Source organism: Aminobacter ciceronei (assembly GCF_014138625.1).
Classification (GTDB): Bacteria; Pseudomonadota; Alphaproteobacteria; order Rhizobiales; family Rhizobiaceae; genus Aminobacter; species Aminobacter ciceronei.
The window spans coordinates 44,152-65,676 of sequence record NZ_JACJHY010000001.1 but is presented as its reverse complement, the minus strand read 5'-3'; the positions used below and the strand labels follow the sequence as shown (position 1 = coordinate 65,676).

The following is a 21,525-nucleotide window of genomic DNA, read 5'->3' as shown; positions in this document are numbered from 1 at the left end:
GGCTGGCAATGCTCCCGAACCAACTTTGGTACCATCTTTCCAACCGGCTAGCCGCGCTCTGCGGCGCGTGGCAACCAGCAGTTCCTTGCATCTGCTGGACAGCCATTCATGCATTCGAGATGGGCCCTTTCCGCGTCCCTGTTGGCGATCTGCGCCGTTTCATCAGCTCACGCGGAAGACCTCCTGGCCAAGCGCTGGGGCCCGTGGGTCGAAACCGGCGGGCAGTTCGGCAAGGGCCGTTCACTCGGTGAGATGAACCTGTTCGTTCCGCTGCTCCAGAACAGCGACACGCTTGTCTTCACCGATCTGCGCGGCAAGTTCGACAACAACGATTCCGTCGAGGGCAACTTCGGCCTCGGCATCAGGCACATGCTGCCGTCCGGCTGGAACCTGGGAGCCTATGGCTATTACGACATCCGCCGCTCGCCCTATGGCAACAATTTCCATCAGCTGACGCTCGGCGCTGAGGCCCTGGGCGAGGTCTTCGATCTGCGCGCCAACGCCTACCTGCCGGTCGGCGAGACCGAGCGGCGAATGGACCTCGGCGCGACCGCGACAGTTGGTCCCTGGAGCAGCCAGGCCGTGCTGACCGGCACGTCGCTGGCGATCCAACACCAGGCGGTGCAGACGACAACCACCAGCTACAGGGTCGAGAAGGCGCTGGCCGGCGCCGACGCCGAGATCGGCATCAGGCTGCCGGTGTTCGAGCCGGATTCGGGCTTCGACATGCGCGCCTTCGTCGGCGGCTATTATTTCGGCGGCTCCGACGTGGAGGCGATTGCCGGCCCACGCGCGCGGCTCGAATTCACCGCCGCAGACTTCATCGATCTTCCCGGCGTGAAGCTGACCGCCGGGCTGACCTTCCAGCATGACGATGTCCGCGGCGAGCAGTGGATCACCCAGGCGCGGCTGCGCATTCCCCTGCAGGCAGCCTCATCCGCCGGGCGCGAGCCGCTTTCCTACATGGAACGGCGCATGACCGACACGGTGGTGCGCGACGTCGATATCGTCTCGACCACCCGCAACGGAACCAGGTCGAAGTACGATACGCTCACCTCGTCCGAAGATGCGGTCAACGCGTGGAACGGCAAGACCATAACCTCGGTCGTGCGGATCGACGGCACGACCCAGGATCAGACCGCCCTCCAGGCCGCGCTCGACAGCGTCGGGGCCCAAGGCATCGTGCTCTTGAACGGCAACCTCGCTGCGACGGGCGCCATTTCCCTCAACGACAAGCAGTTGCTCGTCGGCGGCGGCACCGTCCTCAAGCTCAAGGGCGCGACCAGCGGCGTTGCCGTCGACTATGCAGCAGCGGGCAGTGCGGGCCGCATTTCCGGTGCGGCCACCGACACCCTGGTCAGGATGGCCACGGACAGCGCCATGCGCGGGATCTCCGTCGAGAACACCTCGTCGAATGCCAACTCCTGGGCCATATCAGGTGCCAGCGGCGCCAGCCTGCGCGACGTTGCCGTCGTTTCGGCAGCCAACGGGGTGAGGGTCGACGGCACAGCGAACTTCACCCTTCAGGGCGGCAGCATCACTGCCGCGACAGGCAGCGCCATCGCCATCACCGACAGCACCGGGGTCAGCATCGGCGGCGCCACCATCATCCAGAGTGGCACCAGCGGCATCGGCATCGTCGTCGACAATGTCGCAGGCCGTATCGAGGGCAACACCATCACCACCAATGGCAATGGCAGCGGCTACAACGACGCCCATTCGTTGGCGCGCCCGGCCCATGGCCTGTCGGTCAGCAACAGCGGCGGCCTGACGATCGCCAACAACACCATCACCATCAATGGCGAACTGGCCAACGGCATCAACGTCACTGGTAGCGCCGGTATCGCAATTTCCGGCAACAGGGTGACCACCAACAATTACATGAGCCGCGGGATACGCCTTGTCGACAGCGACGGCGCCACCATTGCCGGCAACACCGTGGCCACCAACACAACGAACGATACCTACCTGTCGCTCAACACGGCGGCCTTCGGCATCATGACCGAAGGAAGCGACAACCTGACGGTGAGCGGCAATTCTGTGACGACGCGCGCGCGCGGCGCTACCGGCATCCTTCTGCGCTACGGCGCCAACAGCACCATATCAGGAAACACAGTGACGACCAACGGCGAGAACGCAACGACCGTCGCCGTGGTGGGGTCAGCCTCCAACACTGTCATCGGCAACACCCTGACGACCACGAACCCGAACAATTCGCATGGCGTATCCATAGGCTTCAACAGCCACAACGGGGTGGTGGAAAACAACACCGTGACTTCAGCTGGTCCGCATGGCGTTTATGTCTGGTCCTCCGGCGTGGCCGTACGCGACAATCGCCTCGTCGGGCGAGGCAACAGCGGTGTTCTGACAACGGCAGGCGACACCATCGTCAGTGGAAACACGCCGTAAGGAGGCCTTCGTCGAAGGCTACACGCGCTCGCCTCGGAAAGAGCGCGGCCCGGAGCAGACTTTGGTCATGCGACCTGCACCGCTATTTGACCTATGTCAAAACCGAAACGGCTGTGAGTGCTACACCTTGTCTCGAAGGCATCGAGAAAGGGGAATTGCATGTACAGCCACATTCTTGTTGCGACTGATGGATCGATCATCTCACAAAAGGGTGTCGAGCACGGCCTCAAGCTGGCCAAGAGCATCGGAAGCAAGGCCACTGTCGTCATCGTGACAAAGCCATTTCCGCTGCAGGGCACGACGGTGACGGGCTGGGTTGCAGGGGACAATGACATTCGACGCTACGACGCCAGCCAGAAGGAATTTGCCGAGACAATCCTGGGATCGGCCAGACAAGTCGCCGACGAAATCGGCATCGCCCCCGACCTTGTTCAGGTTACTGCCGATTCTGCCGCGGAAGCGATCGTGGAGAAAGCTCAGAAGCTTGGATGCGACCTGATCGTCATGGCCTCTCATGGTCGTCGCGGGGTGGGCCGCCTGCTGCTGGGCAGCCAGACGGCCAAAGTTGTCCAATACGCCCATACGCCGGTGCTTGTCGTTCGCTAGGCGACATTCGTTGCCGCGCTCCGCTGGTCTGGCGGAGCGCAATCCACATACATGAATAATTGTATACATATTGGCCAACATTAGCCTTCCAAATCGTACACAATCTATGCATACATAGCCCCGCGACCGACCGGGGCGGCGCCCATGCCGGGGGAGACGTGGCATGGCGGCCTGCGGTCACATCAAGGGAGGGAAAGCATGAAACGTAAATTCCTGGCGCTCTGCGCTGCAACGGCTGCACTCATGGTGGGCGCGACCGCGGCGCAGTCCGCCACCACGCTCGAAACCGTCAAGGCGCGCGGCAAGTTGATCTGCGGCGTCTCGCTCAGCACGCCGGGCTTTGCAGCTGCCGACGACAAGGGCCGCATGCAGGGTTTTGACGCCGACATCTGCCGCGCGATCGCGGCTGCCGTGTTCGGCGACGCCGACAAGGTCGACTTCGTCCTGACCAACATCAACACGCGCTTCCAGGCGCTGCAGTCGGGCGAGATCGACGTGCTGTCGCGCCAGACGACGGCGACCTTCTCGCGCGAAGCCTCGCTCGGCATCGATTTCGGCCCGACCGTGTTTTATGACGGCCAGGGCCTCCTGGTGCCCAAGTCGCTCGGCGTCGCCTCTGCCAAGGAGCTGACCGACGCTGCGATCTGCACGCTGCCCGGCACCACCACCTCGCAGAACCTGACCGACTTCTTCCGCACTGTAGGCGGCAAGTTCGAGCTGGTGGTGTTAGAGAGCCCCGACGAGAATCGCGCCGCGTTCTATTCCGGCCGCTGCGAGGCAATCTCGTCTGACCGCTCCGACCTCGCCTCGATCCGCGCCGTCGCCAACAATCCCGACGACTACGTGCTGCTGCCCGAAACCATCTCCAAGGAGCCGCTGGCGCCCGCCGTGCGCCAGAACGATTCCAACTGGCGCGACATCGTTTCGTGGTCGGTCTACATGCTGATGGCCGCCGAGGAGAAGGGCATCACCCAGGCCAATGTCGACGAGATGGCGAAACGCGAGGATCCCGAGATCCAGCGCATGCTGGGCGGCGCCGACGAACTCGGCAAGATGCTCGGCCTCGACAGCAAGTGGGGCTACAACATCATCAAGGGCGTCGGCAACTATGCCGAGGTGTTTGACCGCAATCTCGGTGAAAAGACCAAGCTCGGCATGACGCGTGGTCCCAACACGCAGTGGAATGCCGGGGGCCTGCTCTACGCACCGCCGGTCCGCTAAGAAGTGCAAGGTCCGCGCCTTCAGCCGGCGCGGACCTTGTTCTTGTTCCCCTGGCTCCAGCAATCTGACATCGGCTTTCGGACATCGGCGCGCCCATGCTGTTTTTGAACGACGCGCGGTTTCGTGCGGTCTTCTACCAATTTCTGGCCATTTCGCTGGTGCTGCTCGCCGCCTCGGCGATGTACGCGACCGCGAGCGCGAACCTGGCCAAGCAGGACATCGCCACCGGCTTCGACTTCCTCTCCAGACAGGCCGGCATCGCCATCAGCGAAAGTTCGATCGCCTACGGGCCGACCGATACAGTGGCCCGCGCCATCCTCGTCGGGCTGATCAACACCATCAAGGTATCGCTCCTCGCGGCATTGTTCGGCACCTTCATCGGCGTGCTCGTCGGCATCGGACGCATGTCGACGAACCCGCTGCTCAGCCGGCTGATGCTTGCCTATGTCGAACTGCTGCGCAACGTGCCGCTGCTGCTCTATCTGTTCCTGTGGTATTTCCTGATCATCCTGGTGTTCCCGCCGGTACGCCAGGCGATCCAGCTGTTTCCCGGCTTCTTCCTCTCCAACAGCGGCCTCGCCATGCCTGCGGTCGAATGGCAGAGCGGTTTCGGGCTGACCTTCGCGGCGCTGGCGTTCGGCGTCGTTGCGGCACTCGTCGTGCGCGCTGTCAGCCAGCGCCGGCGCATCCAAAGCGGCAAGGCCAATGCCGGCTGGATTTTTGCGCTCGTCCTGCTCGTGCTGCCGGTGCTCGCCGTCTGGGCCAGCGGTGCGATCTCGCTGAGCTGGAGCGCACCCGAAGCCGGGCGCTTCCGCCTCACCGGTGGGCTGCAGATCCGTCCGGAGTTCGTGGCACTGCTCATTGGCCTGATGCTCAACCTTTCTGCCAGCGTCGCCGAGATCGTGCGTGCGGGCATCCAGGCGGTCAGCAAGGGCCAGTGGGAAGCCGCCCAGGCGCTCGGCCTGCCGCGCTCGCGCACGCTCCGCCTCGTCGTGCTGCCGCAGGCGCTCAGGGTCATCATCCCGCCTTTGACCAACACCTATCTCACCGTTTTCAAGAACAGCTCGCTGGCGATCGCCATCGGCTATCCCGACCTCGTCATGGTCTCCAACACCATCATGAACCAGACCGGCCAGGCGATGGAGACCATCGCCATTTTCATGGGCATCTATCTCGGCCTGTCGGTGGCGATCTCGCTGTTCATGAACTGGTACAATGCGCGTGTCGCGCTGAAGGCGCGCTGACATGAGCGACACCCAGGTCATTCCCGCAGCCATGGAAGCCGTCGCCCGCCCTGCGCGGCGCTCCGAGTGGCGCAGCGCCTATTTAGGTACGCCGGGCAATGCGCTCGTCACGCTCGTCTGCGGCGCGCTCATCCTGCTGCTTGCCAAGGCGGCATTTGGCTGGCTGTTTTTGAACGCCGTCTTCGACGGTGGCTCGGACGCCTGCAAGCAAAGCTCCGGCGCATGCTGGCCGTTCCTCACCGACAAGCTGCGCTACATGCTGTTCGGCTTCTACCCGTTCGAGGAGCAATGGCGCCCGCTGGTGGCACTTGTCCTGTTCCTCGGCGCCTGCGGGGTATCGATGGTGCCGCGCGTCTGGGGCAGGGGCCTGCTGATCGCCTGGGCGGTCGTCATCCTGCCCGGTCTCTATGTGCTGATGGCCGGCGGCATCTTAGGCCTTACAGCGGTGCCAACCTCGAAATGGGGCGGCCTGCCGCTGTCCTTCATGCTGTCTTTCGTCGGTCTTGCCTTCGCGCTTCCGCTCGGCATCGGCCTCGCGCTGGCGCGCGCCTCACATCTGCCGGCCATCCGCGTGCTTGGCATAGGTTTCATCGAGCTTGTGCGCGGCGTGCCGCTGATCAGCATCCTGTTCATGGCCGCCGTCATGCTGCCGCTGTTCATGCCCGACGGCGTCACCATCGACAAGCTGTTGCGCGCGCAGGTGGCGATCATCCTGTTTGCCGCCGCCTACATCGCCGAGATCGTGCGCGGCGGCCTGCAGGACGTGCCATCGGGCCAGTTCGAAGCCGGCCGCGCGCTTGGGCTGCATTACTGGCAGGTGATGTTCAAGATCATATTGCCGCAGGCGCTGAAGAAGGTCATCCCGGCGCTGGTCAGCCTGTTCATCGCCTTCTTCCAGGACACCACGCTGGTCACCATCATCGGCCTGCTCGACTTCCTCGACACAGTTCGCACCGCGCTCCGCGACCCCGACTGGCAAGGCATCGCCGTGCTTGAGGGGTATGTCTTTGCCGCAGCGGTCTATTTTCTGTTCAGCGCGCTGATGGGAGTTTACAGCCGGTTCCTCGAGCGGCATTTCAACACGTCGTATCGGTAAAAGCCTGCGAATACACCGGGACAGCGTGAAGTCGTCCCGGCAGGAATATTGTGGCTTCGACAAGCTTTGCCCAAAGTGGTCGGCAACCAACTGCTGACTGCCGGTGGGATCATGGACAACGAACAATGGCGCGGGCGCATCAACAACGTCATCGAGACGCTGCACGGATTGGACACAGAGCTTCTATGACGAGCGGGACTACAGCTATCACCCGATCTACGGCGAGATCGAGCAACTCGCGACAGCCTTCGAGATCAATCGTGATGCGCTTTCAGAGGTGCTGACGACGACACGGTTGCCATGCCCTGCATCACGGCGCCGATCTTTCAGACCTGATACCAGCTTTTCGAATGTCCAATCACGCCCGACGCCCGCCAACTCATCCAAGCTGCGGCGGCGTCGCCGCACAAATCACGGAACCGTTTCGCTCCCCACCGGTTGTTAATCCATCAACCGAGGAGGATAGTGGTATGACTTTCCGAAGCACACTTGCTGTAACCATGCTGCTCGCCAGCACCGCGTTCGCCGCTGCCCAGACTGTTGTCATTACTCCCGAAGAACAAGTGATCGTCCGCGAGTATGTGAAGACCAATCCAGTGATCGTTGAACGTCCGTCCAACTTCGAACTGGTCGTTGGTGCGATCATTCCGGACATTCTGAAGCCAGGCGCACTTGCCGACAACAAGTATCAGTATGTCGTGATGGACGGCCGTACTGTTCTCATCGATCCGCAGACGCGCAAGGTCGTCTACATCATGGACTGACGGCCTTGATGCACAAGTTGGTCGGGCGATTTCAGTTCTCCCTATCTTGTGATCACCGAGGTGTCGCCGCCGGGCGGTGACACCTCGTATTTCATTACCCTGCGGGTGAGACCTATGAAGGCAGGGCCAGGGACAGCAGCCCGTTGCTCAACCCTCGACGGCCTTGGGAAACACCTTCCAGCGCTTCGGCCTGAACGCCACGCGGCTCTTCTGTGCCGCAGGGTGCCCGACCGGCAGCTCGATCTCGATGCGCTCGCGGCTGCCGCCGATTTCGAGTTCGACTCGTCGGGTGCCGGCGACGCGCCGGCTGGCTGCCACCGTGCCGGCGATGCAGCCATTGCACTCCTCCAGCAGCTCGATGTCGTGCGGGCGGAAATAGAGGATGGCCTCGCCATCGGCGAGCTCGGGCGTCGCCAGCCCGATCGGGCGGTCCGAAATCCACACCTGGCCGTCCTCGACCTTGACCGGCAGCGAACTCGACTCGCCGATGAAGCCGTAGACGAAGGGCGAGTTCGGCGTGTCGTAGACCTCGTCGGCGGTGCCGATCTGCTCGATGCGGCCCTGGCTCATCACCACAACGCGGTCGGCGAGTTCGAGCGCCTCTTCCTGGTCGTGCGTGACGAAGATGGTGGTGTGGCCGGTGGCGTCGTGGATCTCGCGCAGCCAGCGCCGAAGTTCGCGCCGGACCTGGGCGTCGAGCGCGCCGAACGGCTCGTCGAGCAACAGCACCTTGGGCTCGATCGCCATGGCGCGGGCAAGGGCGACGCGCTGGCGCTGGCCGCCCGAAAGCTGGGCCGGGTAGCGCTTTTCCAACCCGCCGAGCTGCACCAGATCGAGCAGTTCCGAGGCGCGGCGGCGGATCTCCGCTCTGGTCGGGCGTTTGGCCGAGGGTCTGACCTTAAGGCCGAAGCCGATATTGTCGGCCACCGTCATGTGGCGGAACAGGGCGTAGTGCTGGAACACGAAGCCGACATTGCGCTCCTGGATCGTTCGGTTCGAGGCATCCTCGTCGCCGAAGAAGATTGTGCCGCGCGTCGGCCGCTCGAGGCCGGCGATGAGGCGCAGAAGCGTGGTCTTGCCCGAACCGGAGGGGCCAAGCAGCGCAATCAGCTCACCCGACCTGATGTCGAGCGAGACGTCGCGCAGCGCCGGAAACCGGTCGAATTCCTTGCGCACATTTGAAACGCGAACTTCCATCGATCGACCTCTGTCAGTGTCCGCGCGTGGCGGCAATCTCGGCACCGTAGCGGAGCTCGAGAAGGGTTTTGAGCACAAGCGTCACAAGCGCGAGGCCGGCGAGCACGGACGCCACGGCAAAGGCGCCGACGGCATTGTATTCGTTGTAAAGGATCTCGACATGCAGCGGCATGGTGTTGGTCAGGCCCCTGATGTGGCCCGAGACCACCGACACCGCACCGAACTCGCCCATGGCACGGGCGTTGCACAGCAAGACACCATAGAGCAGGCCCCATTTGATGTTGGGCAGCGTCACATGCCAGAAGGTCTGCCAGCCATTGGCGCCGAGCGACAGGGCTGCCTCCTCGTCGCCGGTGCCTTGTTCCTGCATCAGCGGGATCAATTCGCGGGCAACGAAGGGGAAGGTGACAAAGACAGTCGCCAGCACGATGCCCGGCACGGCAAACAGGATGACGATGCCGTGCAGCTTGAGCCAGGGCCCGAGCAGGCTCGATGCGCCGAACAACAGCACATAGACCAGGCCCGAAATGACAGGCGAGACCGAGAAGGGCAGGTCGATCAGGGTGATCAGGAAAGCCTTGCCCTTGAACTCGAACTTGGCGATCGCCCAGGCGGCGGCGACGCCGAACACCAGGTTGAGCGGCACCGAAATGACGGCAACCAGAAGTGTCAGCTTGATCGCGGCAATCGTGTCATGCTCGTTGATGGCGCCGAGGAAGGCGCCGATGCCGCGTGAAAACGCCTGCTCGAACACCACCACCAGCGGCAGAAGCAGGAAGATGGCGAGGAAGCCGAAGGCGAGCAGCATCAAGGCCGCGCGCGCCAGCGGGCGTTCGGTGACGGCAAGCGAGGCGTGCTCGTGATGGATGTCGGCGGGGTAAAGCTCTGGATCAGCCATAACGCTTGCGGGTCCACGACTGGATGAGGTTGATGACGAGCAGCATCGCAAACGACAGCGCCAGCATGATCGTGGCGATCGCTGTGGCCGCCGCGTAGTCGTATTCCTCGAGCCGGATGACGATCAGAAGCGGCGCGATTTCCGAGATATAGGGCAGGTTGCCGGCGATGAAGATGACCGAGCCGTATTCGCCGACGCCGCGTGCGAAGGCGAGCGCGAAGCCTGTTACAACGGCGGGCGCCAGCCCCGGAAACAGCACCAGGAAGATGGTCTGGAAGCGGTTGGCACCCAGGGTGGCGGCGGCTTCCTCAACCTCCTTGTCGATCTCCTCGATGATCGGCTGCACCGTGCGCACGACGAAGGGCAAGCCAATGAAGACGAGTGCGATGACGATGCCGAGTGGGGTGTAGGCGACCTTGATGCCGAGCGGCGCCAACAGCGCGCCCATCCAGCCCTTGGGTGAATACAGCGTCGTCAGCGCGATACCCGCCACTGCGGTCGGCAGCGCAAAGGGAAGGTCGACCATCGCGTCGATGACGCGGCGGCCGGGAAAGCGATAGCGCACCAGCACCCACGCGACGATGGTGCCGAACACCACGTTGATGCTTGCTGCAATGAAGGCCGTGCCGAAGCTGATCTCCAGCGCCTTGACGGTGCGGCGGTCAGTGGCGATGGCCCAGAAATCGCTCCAGCCCAGCGATGCCGAACGCCAGACGAGTCCCGAGAGCGGGATGAGGATGATGAGCGTGAGGTAGGCAAGCGAGAAGCCGAGCGTCAATCCGAAACCCGGAATGACGCTCGGCTGTCTGAACCGCCACCCCGCCTTGGCGGGTGCTGTGGTCATATCGTCCTGGTCTTACCTTGGCTTACTGGGCCGGCTTGTAGATCTGGTCGAATATACCACCATCTCCGAAGTGATAGGGCTGTGCTTTCTGCCATCCGCCGAAAATCGGGTCATCGATAGAAACCAGTTTCAGCTCGTGCTGCTTCTGCAGATCGGCCGCAGGCACCAGCTCGGGCTTGGACGGACGGTAGTGATGCTTGGCGGCGATGATCTGGCCTTCTGCCGAATAGAGGTAATTGAGATAAGCCTCAGTGACCTTTCGGGTCCCCTTGGCGTCGACATTGGCGTCGACCACGGCGACCGGCGGCTCGGCCAGGATCGACTGCGGCGGGAAGACGATGTCGAACTTGTCGGCGCCGAATTCGTCTAGGGCGAGATAGGCCTCGTTTTCCCAGGCGAGCAGCACGTCGCCCTGCTCACGCTCGGCAAAAGTCACCGTCGAGCCACGGGCACCGGTGTCGAGGATCGGCACATGGGCGTAGAGGTTGCCGACGAATTCCTTGATCTTGGCTTCGTCGCCATCAAACTGGCCGTTGGCCCAGGCCCAGGCTGCGAGATAGTTCCAGCGTGCGCCACCCGATGTCTTCGGGTTCGGGGTGATCACCTGGACGCCGTCCTTGATCAGGTCGCCCCAGTCGTTGATGCCCTTGGGATTGCCCTTGCGCACCAGGAAGATGATGGTCGAGGTGTAAGGCGAGGCATTGTTGGGCAGCTTCGAGCGCCAGTCGGGGTTGATCTTCTTTGACTTCTCGACGATGGCGTTGATGTCGCTTTCGAGCGCCAGCGTCACCACATCGGCGTCGAGGCCGTCGATCACAGCGCGGGCCTGTTTGCCTGAGCCGCCATGCGACTGCTGGATCGTCACCGTCTCGCCGCTCTCCGCCTTCCAATGCTTGGCGAAGGCCTCGTTGTACTCCTTGTAGAGCTCGCGGGTCGGGTCGTAGGAGACGTTGAGGAGCGTTGTGTCGGCATGGGCAAGGCCCAGGCCGCCGAGCTGGACTGCGCCGGCCAGCATGGCCGAGAGCAGAATGGTTCTGCGTGAAGTCGTCATTTCCGCCTCCGTTCGAATATGGTTCTATTCTATCGAACTGGTAGAAATTAGCTGCGGCGAATGTTCCGAATTTCACGCCGCATGGGCAAATTTCGTGCGACCTGCCGACGTGTCGGATATTTTTTTGCTCGCTTAAGAAGTCCTGCGTCGCCGGGGCGATCGGAACGTTCGACACGAACGATCAGAGGTAGGGGAGTTCAGGAGGGAGGCAAGGGCGGTCAGGCCCTGGTGATTTGCCGCGACCAATACCGTTCAACCTCGATCCATTGCGTCGCGGCGAGCGGGCCCAGCCACTGCTTCAGGTGATCCGGAGATGTGGTCTTGTGAAGGGAGGGGTTTTGCAGGTCTTCCAGAAGCCCGATCGTCGTGGCTTCCCATACCAGCTCGTCGCCATCGGCGAGCCAACGCTCGACGACTGCGAACATTTGCTGAAGTTCGATGACCTTGCCGTCCTCCAGCTTGCCGATCACATGTCGGGCAAGGTCTCCCAAGGCCAGGTAAAGCGGCAGTTCGATCTGGTCGCGCCATTTGTCTGTAAACGCGTCCCAGACCGGCTGGAATGTCGGATCGACTTCCAGAAGCACGTCGAACATGTCCTGCCGCGAGATCATTTCATCTGCTCCACGAAGACCCTGACGCTCGCCGCCCGGCCTGCGGCGCTCCGATGACAGCCATGGAAGCCGGTGCGGCAGGGCTCCGGCCTTCCTACTCCGCGATCTTCGCATAAGCGAGGCTGAAGCCTGCGAGCGAGGCCGGAATCTCTCGCCTCTTGCCGTCCGAGAAAGTTGCTGTGACGAAAAGCTTTGAGCCCCGCTTCATCGTGGCGATCAGGTCGCTGCCGAGTGGCTGCGTCGTGTAGACGCCGTCGGCGTCGCTGACCTGGAACGGCACGCGGAAGCTCTGGCCGCCATCGACGCGAATTTCAGCACCCGGTTGGAGCAGGGTTCCATGCGGCAGGCTGAGCTTGATCAGCGCGTTGTCGTTGCCGATCGTCTTCGGCGGCACGATCTCGACCCGCAGCAGGCGGCGGCTGGTGTCGGCGAGGGTCAGCGCCTGCGACATGACGCAAGCCATCCTGACGCCCGCGGCGTCCGGCTTGCACGAAACGTCCCATGCTGCCTTGGGCTCGGTCACGATCTCGGCCTTCGGCTTGACGTCCTCGGCCTTGCCGGCCGGAGCCGACGGCGCAGGTGCCGCTGTCGCTGGCGTCTCCGCAACCGGCCCCGCCTTTTCCTGTGCTGCCGCCGGCAGCATGGCGCACAGGCCGAGCGAAGCCAAGGTGAGTGTGCGCCAGTGCATGCGAGACAAAGCTACCAGCCGACGCGCACGCCGAGACGTCCGCCGACGGACTGGTTGCCGAAGCCGTAGCCGATGCCGCCGTTCAGCGACCAGCGGTCGTCGAGGCGGGCGCTGCCGAACATGGCGGCGGCGCTGGCGCCGTCGAAATTGCCGTAGTTGAAGTTCAGCGCGTAGTTCTCGTCGGAAGCCAGCCCACCGCCGCCCATGGCAAGTGCCATGGCAACGCCTTCCTTGTTGGTCTGGTTTTCTTCCTGCAGGTTGCCGACGGTCTGTTCCAGCGAGCCGATGCGGGCCGTGTTTGAGGCGATGTTGGCGGTATTGGTGGCGATGTCGGCGGTGTTGATCGCGGTCTGCGGGTCCAGGCCCGCACCGGGCAGGATCGGCGTGCAATCGGTGTCGGCCACCGCGCAGAGGCGAAGCAGGGTCTGGCCCGCGGTTCGGTCAACGATCGAAAAATGCGACCTGCCGCCCGACGCCGAATCGTTGATCTCGATCGCCCAGTCATTCGCCGGAAAGCCGGCCGAGGTGCTGGTGTCGTTGAAGAAGATACGGGTGTTGTTTTCCTTCAGGATGATGGTGTCGAAACCGAAGTTCTCGTTGTTGACGCAATCGAACCCGACGCAGGTGCTGCCCTGGACGATGAGATCGTCCGCAATCACCTGATCCGCATTTGCGTGGATCTGCGACGCCATAAACGCCGCGGCCGCGCCGAATGCGACCTTCAGTACTTTTGCCCTACCCATGGTTCCCCAACCCTGAAACTTAACAGGTGGTTTATGCTGGCAGGCTAATGGACGAGTCAACAACCGAACGGGTGATCAACTTGCTCGGTTGTGGGTTGTGACAATTTGCACACAAACAAAAAAGTCGGCGCCTACTCCACGAACACCCTGACACTCGCCGCGCGGCCTGCCGCGTCGATGACGGTCAGCGTCGAATAGCCGGTGCCGTCGGGCTGCCAGGTCGCCTCGCGGCGGCGGGCGAGGGCGGCAAGCGGCTTGCCGTTGGCGAGCCAGCGGAATGGCGCGCGGCCGCCTTGCAACTTGAGCACCAGCGGCGAGGCGGCTGACGTCGCGGCACCCAGTTCGACGCGGGCGCCGTCGGGCGGAAAGACGATCTGCGGAGCCGGTTCGGTAATGACGGCTGCGACGACCGGCAGTTCGGTGGCGGTCGAGAAACGCTCCAGCGTCACCGGCAGGTCGGCGCGTGCGGTGCGCAGGGTGCCGGCCGGCGGACGTGGCAAAGGCATCGATGGCAGGCTGGAACGGGCAAAGCCCTCGAACAGGATGGGGGCGGCCGAGACGTAGCCCGACAGTCCGGGCACCGCACCAGCGTCGGGACGGCCGGCCCAAACGCCGAGAACGTAGCGACCGTCGTAGCCGATCGACCAGGCGTCGCGGTAGCCGTAGGAGGTGCCGGTCTTGTAGGCGATTGTGCGTTTTGCGGCGCCCTCGGGCGGCTTGACGCCTGCAAGGATGTCGGCGATCTGCCAGGTGGCCTGCTCCTCCAGGATGGTGCCATTGGCAAGCGGGGCAGGGACGGCCGCCTCCGCTCCGTCGCGCAACATCTTGGCGCGGCCGCCATTGGCGAGCCCGGTGTAGAGCTGGACGAGGTCGCGGAGCGTCACACCGACGCCGCCGAGGCCGATGGCGAGGCCGGGCACCTCATTCGGCGGCATTTGCGGGGTGACACCGGCCTGGCGGAAGCGCGCCGTCAGCCGCTGTGGCCCGACCGCGTCGAGCAGCCGTATCGCCGGCACATTGAGCGACAGTTGCAGTGCCTGGCGCACCGACACGTCACCCTGGTAGCTCATGTCGAAATTCTTGGGCCGGTAGCCGCCGAAATCGGCCGGCCGGTCCTCGATCATCGTCTCCTGAGCCACCAGCCCCTGTTCGAAAGCAAGGCCGTAGATGAAGGGCTTCAGCGTCGAGCCGGGCGAGCGCACGGTGCGCGTCATGTCGATCCAGCCAGAGCGCGAGGCGTCGAAGAAGTTGGCCGAGCCGACCTCGCCGAGGATTTCGCCCGTCATCGCGTCGGCCAGAACCATGGCGACCGAGATTTTCGGGCCGAGCCGGGTCGCGGCCTCGCGCGCCACGACCTCCAGCCCTTGCTGCACGTCTCTGCGCAAGGTCAGGCGATGACTGATGAGGCCTGGCTGGCTGCGAAGTGCCGTGTCCGAGGCGTGCGGCGCAAGCTGCGGCAAGGCAAGCCGGGTGGCGGCGACTGCCTCCAAGGATGCCCGCGCCGCCTCGGTCTCGCCGAGCAGGCCTGCCGACACCATGCGGTCGAGCACGCGATCGCGCGCGGCTCGGGCATTTGCGGGGTTGCGGTCGGGCCGGCGGCGCTCGGGCAATTGTGGCAGGGCGACAAGAAGGGCTGCTTCGGAAACTGTCAGCCGCTTCGGCACCTTGCCGAAATAGGCGAGCGCCGCCGCACGCACGCCTTCGAGATTGCCGCCATAAGGCGCCAGCGTCAGGTAGCGCTCGAGGATTTCTTCCTTGGGCAGCCGCCGCTCGATCTGGACGGCGCGGGCCAATTGCTTGAGCTTGGAACTGAGGCTGCGGCTTTCGCGCGGCTCGATCAGGCGTGCCAGTTGCATCGACAGCGTCGAACCACCGGAGACAATGCGGCCGTTGCTCAGGAACTGCCACGCGGCGCGCCCGAGCGCTAGCACGTCTATGCCCTCATGGTCCCAGAAGCGCTTGTCCTCATAGGCGACAAGCATCTTCAGCAACTGCGGGTCGACCTGGTCGAGGTCCGTGCCAAGCCTCCAGTGACCCGACGGTGTCGCATAGGCGCGTAGCAGTTGCCCGTCGCGGTCGAGCACTTCGGCCGAGACAGTCAGTTTTTCGGGCAAGGGCGGCGGAAAGGTGCGGTCGAGCGCGAACAGGCCGCCAAAGGCGAGGGCGGCCAGGCTGGCAGCGCCTATTGCCGAGAGAGCGATCCTGCGCGTGGTCCTTGCGGAGAGCATGGCTCTGCCCCTCACCCTTACCCTCTCGCCGTGAACAACGGGGAGAGGGGGGCGTCGACGTCGCGACCGTCTTCCTTCTCCCCGTCATGACGGGGAGCCGGTGTCGGCAGGCGGATGTGGGGCGGTCCCTCCGCAGAAGTCGCTGCTGGGCTGAAAGCAGGCATGCTATTCTGCCTTCACCTCCATCATGCCGGTCGCCGTTCGTGCCGAATATTGCGGCCGGTACATGTCCTCGACATTGGCCGCCGGATGGGCATAGGTGCCGGGCGTCACGGCGCGCACGACATAGGCCAGCGTGAATTCCTGGTCCGAGCCTTCGCCGCTGTTCATGGCGGCGACGAAGCGATCGTTGCGGAATTCGAGATGGGCGGCTTCCGTCTGTTCCAGCCAGGAGAAGTTCGACAGGTTGGCGCTGTTGACCAGCCCCGGATTGTCGATCTCGAAGCCTGCCGGCAGCATGTCGGCCACCACCACGCGCGAGGGCCAGTCGTTGAGCTCGTTGATCTTGAGCACGACGACGAAGCGCTCGTTCTGCTTGACCTCGGTGACGTTGGCCTCGCTGCCGTCGAGCCGGTAGTAGGTGCGCTCGATGGTGAAGCCGTCGCCGCCGGCGGGCAGCGGCTGGGCTGGTGCGGCGACCGTCGTCACCACGGCCTGCAATGCGTCCTTGCCGGTGTTGGCGATGACGATCGGGTTGGTCAGAAGCTCGGCCCCGTCGACGCGCTCGGAATAGGCGCCGTTATGGGCCGTGCCGTTGACGTCGATCGAGATCGCCTCGTTGCCGGCTTTCAGCGCGCGTGCCGCAAGCAGCATCCAGGCATCATCCTGGGTGCTGGTCCAGCGTGCCGCGGCACGATCCGCCGCCACCATCTGGACCAGTGCCGGCACCACCGAAGGCAACGGCTTGCTTTCGGCGGCCAACGCCAGCATGGCGGCGCCGTCGCGCAGGCGTGAGCCATAGTCGGAGCGGTACCAGTCGTGTTCGGTGGTCGTCCTGGCGATCTGCAGCGCAGCGCCAAACAGGCTTTCCGAACGCTGGGCATCGCCGTAGAGCGCGAGGCTCGCGCCGAGCTGGGCCACTGCCATCGCGCTGGAGAAGGCCTCCAGCTTGGTGTCGGCGAAGTAGCGCAAATCGCCGACCGAGGCTTTCTTGTTTCGCGCCAGCACATAGAGCGCATAGGCGATCTCGGAGCCGCGGTCCTCGACGTCGACGTCATAGCCGATCGCGTTCTGCAGGTTGTTGAGCGCCTGCATCATCGCCTGCTGCGGCACGTCGAAATTCTTCTCGCGTGCCCGGGTCAGGAAGTCGGTGACATAGGCGTCGAGCCACAGATCGCCCGAACCCGGCCCCCACAGGCCGAAGCTGCCCGACGAGGACTGGTAGTTGAGCACGCGGTAGACCGCGCCCTGGATGCGCTCGCGCAGCTCGGGGTCTTCGGCCATGCCGTTTTCGGCGCTGAGCTCGCTGACATAGAGCAGGGGCAGCGCCCGGCTCGTCGTCTGCTCGGCGCAACCATAGGGGTAGCGGTCGAGCGTCATCAAAAGCGACGGTACGTCGAAGGCAGAGGCCAGAGACACACCGACGCTGACATGGGCGTCGTCGAGCAGGCTCGCCGCCAGCAGTTCCTTGTCGACGCGCAGTGAGGTGGCGGGCTTGAGGTCGACGACCATACGAGTGGTCACCGGCAGCTGGCCCGGGCGCACCGGCAGCGACAGCTCCTGCTCGACCTCGAGGCCGTCGCCATTGGCAAGCTTGACGGTCAGCCCGGCGGTGCCGGCGGTGACAGGCATCAGCGGGATCCTGATCGTCTGGCGCTTGCCTGGTTCGAGCGTCAGCTTCTCGGGCAGGGCGGCGTCGCCGGTCGCAAGATCACCAGTCGTTGCGACCGACAGGCTGTAATCGCCCGCCGGCGCGTCGGTGTTGGCGATGTCGAGCGTCATTTCGGCGAAGTCGCCCGGTGCCATGAAGCGTGGCATGCCCGCCGTCAGCACGATCGGATCGCGCACGATGACGTCGCCGGTGGCGTGGCCGACAGCAGTTCTGGTCCAGGCCACGCTCATCACGCGCACCGTGCCGTTGAACTGCGGAATGTCGAAATCGACCGTCGTCTTGCCGTCGGCGTCGAGCTCGACGATACCTGAGAAGAAGGCGACGAGCTTTTCCTTGGGGGGGCTACCTTGCGAGGTCAGTGCCGCACCGTCGCCGCCGGTGCGCAGCTTGCCCATGGCACCTAGCGAGCCGTCGATCAGGCGGCCATAGAGGTCACGCAGTTCAAGCCCCAGCATGCGCTGGCCGAAGTACCAGCCTTCCGGGTCCGGCGCCTTGTAGTTGGTCAGGTTGAGGATGCCGACATCGACGGCCGCGACCGTGACATAGGCCTTTTCGCCTGCTGCGGCGCCGGTCACCGAAACCGGGATCGACAGCGCCTTGCGCGGTTCGGTCTTCTCGGGCAGCGCAAGTGTAACGTTGAGTTTCTTGTCGGCAGGATCAACCGCCAGCCACTTCAGGCCGATGGCACGGGCCGGCATGCGCGATTCCTGCGCGTCGCCGGGCCGGTAGAGCGTTGCGGTCACATAGGCGCCTGCGCCCCAGTCCTCGCCGACAGGGATGTCGACGGTACCGCCTTCCGCCGGGATCGAGGCGGTCACGGTCTTGAGCAGCTTTTCGGCGCCGATGGTCACCAGGAGCTCGCCGGCAAAGCGCGGCGAAACCTGCAGCTTGGCGACTTCACCAGCCACGTACTTTTCTTTGTCGAGTGCGACCTCGAGGCCGTCGGGCGTCTCGGTCGAGGTCGCCGAGACATACCAGCCGGCGTCGAACTCATAGCTTGTCGCCGGGCCGGCCGGATCGGCCGTCTCGACTTCGAGGCGGTAGCGGCCCCAGTCTACGGGCAGCGAAACGGTTGCTTCGGCGCCAGCGGTGAGATCGACCTGGCCTGATGCCACCGACTTGGTGAAGGTCACCGGCTCGTAATTCCACGAATTGCCGGAGCGGTACCACTGGTAGTTCCGCTCGACCTTGACCAGCGACCACTGCGCGCCCTTGAGCTCGGTGCGCTTGCCGCCGGGTTCGGCGGCGATCAGGCTGAACTTGGCGGTGCCACCCTGCGGCACTTCCTCGCCTGAGAAGTCGGGCCGGATGCCGATCATCGTTGCCTGCGGACGGATGCCGATGTCGAGCTTTTCCTCGAAAGCGCGTCCGCCCGTCTCGCGCATGCGCACGCTGAGTGCTGCATTGATCAGGCGCGTCGTCGACGGCAGTTGGTCGACGGAGATGGGGAAGGTCGCTTTGCCGTCATCGCCGACGACAGGCAGGTCGGCCAGCGGAATACGTGTAGCTTCGCCTTCCTGCTCGTCGGCGAGGCCGAAATAGTAGCCCTTGAAGCTGTCCCACTGGCGCTTGGTCGACAGTGTCAGCTCGCCTTCGAGTGCCAGGCCCGCAGCGGGTGCGCCATAGAGGAAGCGGCCGTCGACGGTGGCTTCGGCGGTTTCGCCAGCGGCGATCTCGTTACGGTCGGAAGTTAGAGTGAACTCGATGCGGTCGGGTACGAAATCCTCGACCAGGAACATCTGGCTCGACACCGCCGGCTGCTTCGGGTCGGTGTAGATGGCAAACGTCCAGGTGCCGCGCATGGCGGCTGACGACAGCGGCAGGTCGACGCTGTGGCCGCCTGAATTGCCGCCCTGGCTGACGACGCGCCGGTCCTCGACGCCGTCGGGGCGGGTGAAGATGAAGGTCAGCGGCAGGTTGTCGACGCCATTGGCAGCATCATCGCGGGCAAGGGCTGCCGCATGGACGGTTTCGCCGACGCGGTAGATGCCGCGCTCGGTCCAGGCATAAATGTCGAGCGCAGCCGGTGCGGCGCGTCCGGTGACGCCACGGTCGGACAGGTCGAAGCCTGCGCGGGTCATGTCGAGGAAGACGAAATCGGCGTCGCCTTGCCTCGCCATCAGCACAGCCGGCGCCAGGCCGCCACTGCCGCGGGTCAGGCCCGGATTGAAGGTGGCGCGGCCCTCGGCGTCGGTCTTGCCGGTGCCGAGGATTTCGTTATTGCGGGCAAGCAGCGTCAGTTCCGCGTCGGCGATAGGCTTGGCCGAGGCGAGCGAGCGGGCGAAGACGTTGAGCCCGTCCTGGCCGGTATGGGTCGAAAGCCCGATGTCGGAGACAACGAACCACTGCGTCGCCTTGGTCGCCCAGGTGTCGCTCTTGTCGTCGACAGGCTGGGCGGTCAGCACATAGACGCCGGGTTTGCGGTTGGGCAGTGCCTCGTCGACTGGGAAGGAGGTCGTCACTTCCTTGTTGAGCTCGTTTGTGATCGCCAGCTGGCCTTCCCACACCGGCTCACCCATCTGGTCGGCGATCGAGGACAGGTCATAGCCGTCGAGCTGGCGCAGGAACTGATAGCCGGAAAGCAACTGCGCCAGCGCGCGGTCGCCGATGCGGTAGAGCTTCATGTCGGCAGCTTCCATGTTGACCGTCACGACGGGGATGCCCCGGCGGGCGGTCGACGGCAAAACGAAGCTGTCGCCGGTGAAGCGGGCCGACTGGCCGCGATCCTGGACATAGACAGAGAGCACGACGGGTGCTTCCAGCACCTCGCCGAGCGCTGCCGGCAGGCCGGAGCGGAAGGTCACGCGGTAGTGCTGGCCGTGCTGCAGACCCTCGACGCAGATCTGCTGGTCCTTGGCCTCGACGCTCTTCGGCGCCTGGTCGTCGATCGTGACGAAGGGGGCATAGTCGACGCCCGTCTTGACCAGCGCCTCGGAAAACTGAGCGCAGACGCGCGGCGAGGTCGTGTCGGCGTCGATGGTGTGCTCGACGACGCGGAAGCCTTTTCGTGCCTTGAGGTCTTCGTATTCGGCGCGGATGGAGGCCGAATTGTCGAGTGCGAGACTCGCTTCATAAGCCTGTAGCGAGGGTCGGAACATGTCGCGCTTGTCGAGGCCGCGCGCCAAAAGCGCCAGTGTCTCGGCGCGGTTGGTCGCCGAGCGCGACAAAAGATAGGCGTTGTAGGCGGTCGAGGTCGTGTCGCGCAGCAGCGACGCGGTCTCTTCGCCGTTGATCGGCGACACCATCGGCGTGGCGCGGGCGAGGCGCGTCCAGATCGCGGCGTCGTCGGGCAGGATGATCGCTGCAGCGCGGAACTTCTGCATCGCCGTGCGGCCGTCGCCGCCCAGGAGCGCCTGCTCGCCGGCATCGATCAGCGCGGCGAGGCCGAGCGCCGGATCGACGGTCGCATTGGTGGTCAGCGCACTGCGATACTGGCGCGCCTCGTCCACCATCGACGCCGGGAAGAACGTAAGTTCGGCCGGCGCGCCGATGTCAGGCTCGCCACTGACCGGCACGACCTTGCCGGCAACCGCGCCGGTGAACGACTTGATCGTGGCGAAGTCGGATTTCAGGAAGCACCATTTCGCCTTGGTGTTGTAGGTGAAAGCGCGGCAGGACTGGTCGCCCATGCACGAGGTCTGGCACTGGTCGAGGCTGACATTTTGCTCCGAGCGCAGGTCGAAACCGAAATAGTCGGAGTTGTCGGTCGTCACGACGCGCCGGGCTTCGACCGCCGCAGCCTCGAATGTGTTGGCCAGCCCGAATGCCATGGCCAAAACGAGAAGAACGAATACCGGAAAAGCCCGCAGCGCACGCATCGCCAATTCCCTCCACCACCCTGATCGTCGCTCTAGACGACATGTTAAGCTTGCCACAGTCCAGTCAATACTGCAGCCACGCAGGCACCGCCTGCTACGTTGATACTTGTCTTGGACGCCGTGCATGGTATTGCCCGCCCATGCGGTTCGCTCCGATGACAACACCCGAATCCCTGGCCCGGCTGTCGTTCATTTGCCCAATGAATTCTGACATATCGAATGTGGCTGCTTTACGAAATGCCAGAAACTTCATTCCAATTTTAGGATTGGAGGTTA

The 21,525-nt window shown here is 64.1% G+C and carries 15 protein-coding genes; 6 read left to right on the top strand and 9 right to left on the bottom strand.

From position 1 onward, the window contains the following. The first annotated feature begins 108 nt into the window (after nucleotides 1–108). The 6 genes from HNQ95_RS00255 (at nucleotide 109) to HNQ95_RS00230 (ending at nucleotide 7,340) form a co-directional block, all read left to right on the top strand. A complete protein-coding gene (locus tag HNQ95_RS00255) occupies nucleotides 109–2,409 on the top strand; it encodes a right-handed parallel beta-helix repeat-containing protein (protein WP_083948546.1) in 2,301 nt (766 codons plus the stop codon). 159 nt (nucleotides 2,410–2,568) lie between these two features. Continuing rightward, on the top strand, nucleotides 2,569–3,015 hold the full coding sequence (locus tag HNQ95_RS00250) for a universal stress protein (RefSeq protein WP_067960192.1): 447 nt from the start codon (nucleotides 2,569–2,571) through the stop codon (nucleotides 3,013–3,015). A 198-nt stretch (nucleotides 3,016–3,213) separates the two neighbouring features. After that, the gene (locus HNQ95_RS00245; RefSeq protein ID WP_182573218.1) at nucleotides 3,214–4,236 is read left to right on the top strand and encodes an amino acid ABC transporter substrate-binding protein; all 1,023 of its coding nucleotides are present in this window, start codon (nucleotides 3,214–3,216) and stop codon (nucleotides 4,234–4,236) included. 95 nt (nucleotides 4,237–4,331) lie between these two features. Then, complete coding sequence (locus HNQ95_RS00240; RefSeq protein WP_154386338.1) at nucleotides 4,332–5,480, top strand: amino acid ABC transporter permease; 1,149 nt, start codon at nucleotides 4,332–4,334, stop codon at nucleotides 5,478–5,480. Nucleotide 5,481: 1 nt separating this feature from the next. Next, nucleotides 5,482–6,576: an amino acid ABC transporter permease gene (locus HNQ95_RS00235; RefSeq protein WP_182573217.1), complete on the top strand. Its 1,095-nt coding sequence runs from the start codon at nucleotides 5,482–5,484 to the stop codon at nucleotides 6,574–6,576. Nucleotides 6,577–6,926: 350 nt separating this feature from the next. Beyond that, complete coding sequence (locus HNQ95_RS00230) at nucleotides 6,927–7,340, top strand: DUF1236 domain-containing protein (RefSeq protein WP_246719214.1); 414 nt, start codon at nucleotides 6,927–6,929, stop codon at nucleotides 7,338–7,340. 147 nt (nucleotides 7,341–7,487) lie between these two features. Here HNQ95_RS00230 and HNQ95_RS00225 read toward each other — a convergent pair whose 3' ends face one another. The 9 genes from HNQ95_RS00225 to HNQ95_RS00185 form a co-directional block, all read right to left on the bottom strand. Continuing rightward, nucleotides 7,488–8,537 (bottom strand): sulfate/molybdate ABC transporter ATP-binding protein, encoded by a 1,050-nt coding sequence (locus HNQ95_RS00225; RefSeq protein ID WP_182573215.1) that lies wholly within the window; start codon nucleotides 8,535–8,537, stop codon nucleotides 7,488–7,490. A gap of 13 nt (nucleotides 8,538–8,550) precedes the next feature. Further along, on the bottom strand, nucleotides 8,551–9,435 hold the full coding sequence (gene cysW, locus HNQ95_RS00220) for a sulfate ABC transporter permease subunit CysW (protein ID WP_067960211.1): 885 nt from the start codon (nucleotides 9,433–9,435) through the stop codon (nucleotides 8,551–8,553). Next, a complete protein-coding gene (gene cysT / locus HNQ95_RS00215) occupies nucleotides 9,428–10,279 on the bottom strand; it encodes a sulfate ABC transporter permease subunit CysT (protein WP_067960215.1) in 852 nt (283 codons plus the stop codon). Before cysT ends, cysW begins: the two co-directional genes overlap by 8 nt. Before the next feature lie 22 nt (nucleotides 10,280–10,301). Continuing rightward, nucleotides 10,302–11,330 carry a sulfate ABC transporter substrate-binding protein gene (locus HNQ95_RS00210; RefSeq protein WP_067960220.1) on the bottom strand — a complete coding sequence of 343 codons (1,029 nt, stop codon included), beginning with the start codon at nucleotides 11,328–11,330 and terminating at the stop codon, nucleotides 10,302–10,304. A 218-nt stretch (nucleotides 11,331–11,548) separates the two neighbouring features. Then, entirely contained in the window at nucleotides 11,549–11,941 is a 393-nt protein-coding gene (locus HNQ95_RS00205) for a DUF7674 family protein (RefSeq protein ID WP_067960224.1), read from the bottom strand. A 94-nt stretch (nucleotides 11,942–12,035) separates the two neighbouring features. Then, on the bottom strand, nucleotides 12,036–12,629 hold the full coding sequence (locus HNQ95_RS00200; RefSeq protein WP_182573214.1) for an invasion associated locus B family protein: 594 nt from the start codon (nucleotides 12,627–12,629) through the stop codon (nucleotides 12,036–12,038). 11 nt (nucleotides 12,630–12,640) lie between these two features. Further along, a complete protein-coding gene (locus HNQ95_RS00195; protein WP_083948547.1) occupies nucleotides 12,641–13,372 on the bottom strand; it encodes a YadA C-terminal domain-containing protein in 732 nt (243 codons plus the stop codon). 131 nt (nucleotides 13,373–13,503) lie between these two features. Further along, nucleotides 13,504–15,600: a penicillin-binding protein 1C gene (gene pbpC / locus HNQ95_RS00190; protein ID WP_182573213.1), complete on the bottom strand. Its 2,097-nt coding sequence runs from the start codon at nucleotides 15,598–15,600 to the stop codon at nucleotides 13,504–13,506. Between the two features lie 165 nt (nucleotides 15,601–15,765). Further along, a complete protein-coding gene (locus HNQ95_RS00185) occupies nucleotides 15,766–21,201 on the bottom strand; it encodes an alpha-2-macroglobulin family protein (protein ID WP_376769240.1) in 5,436 nt (1,811 codons plus the stop codon). Nucleotides 21,202–21,525: the final 324 nt, after the last annotated feature.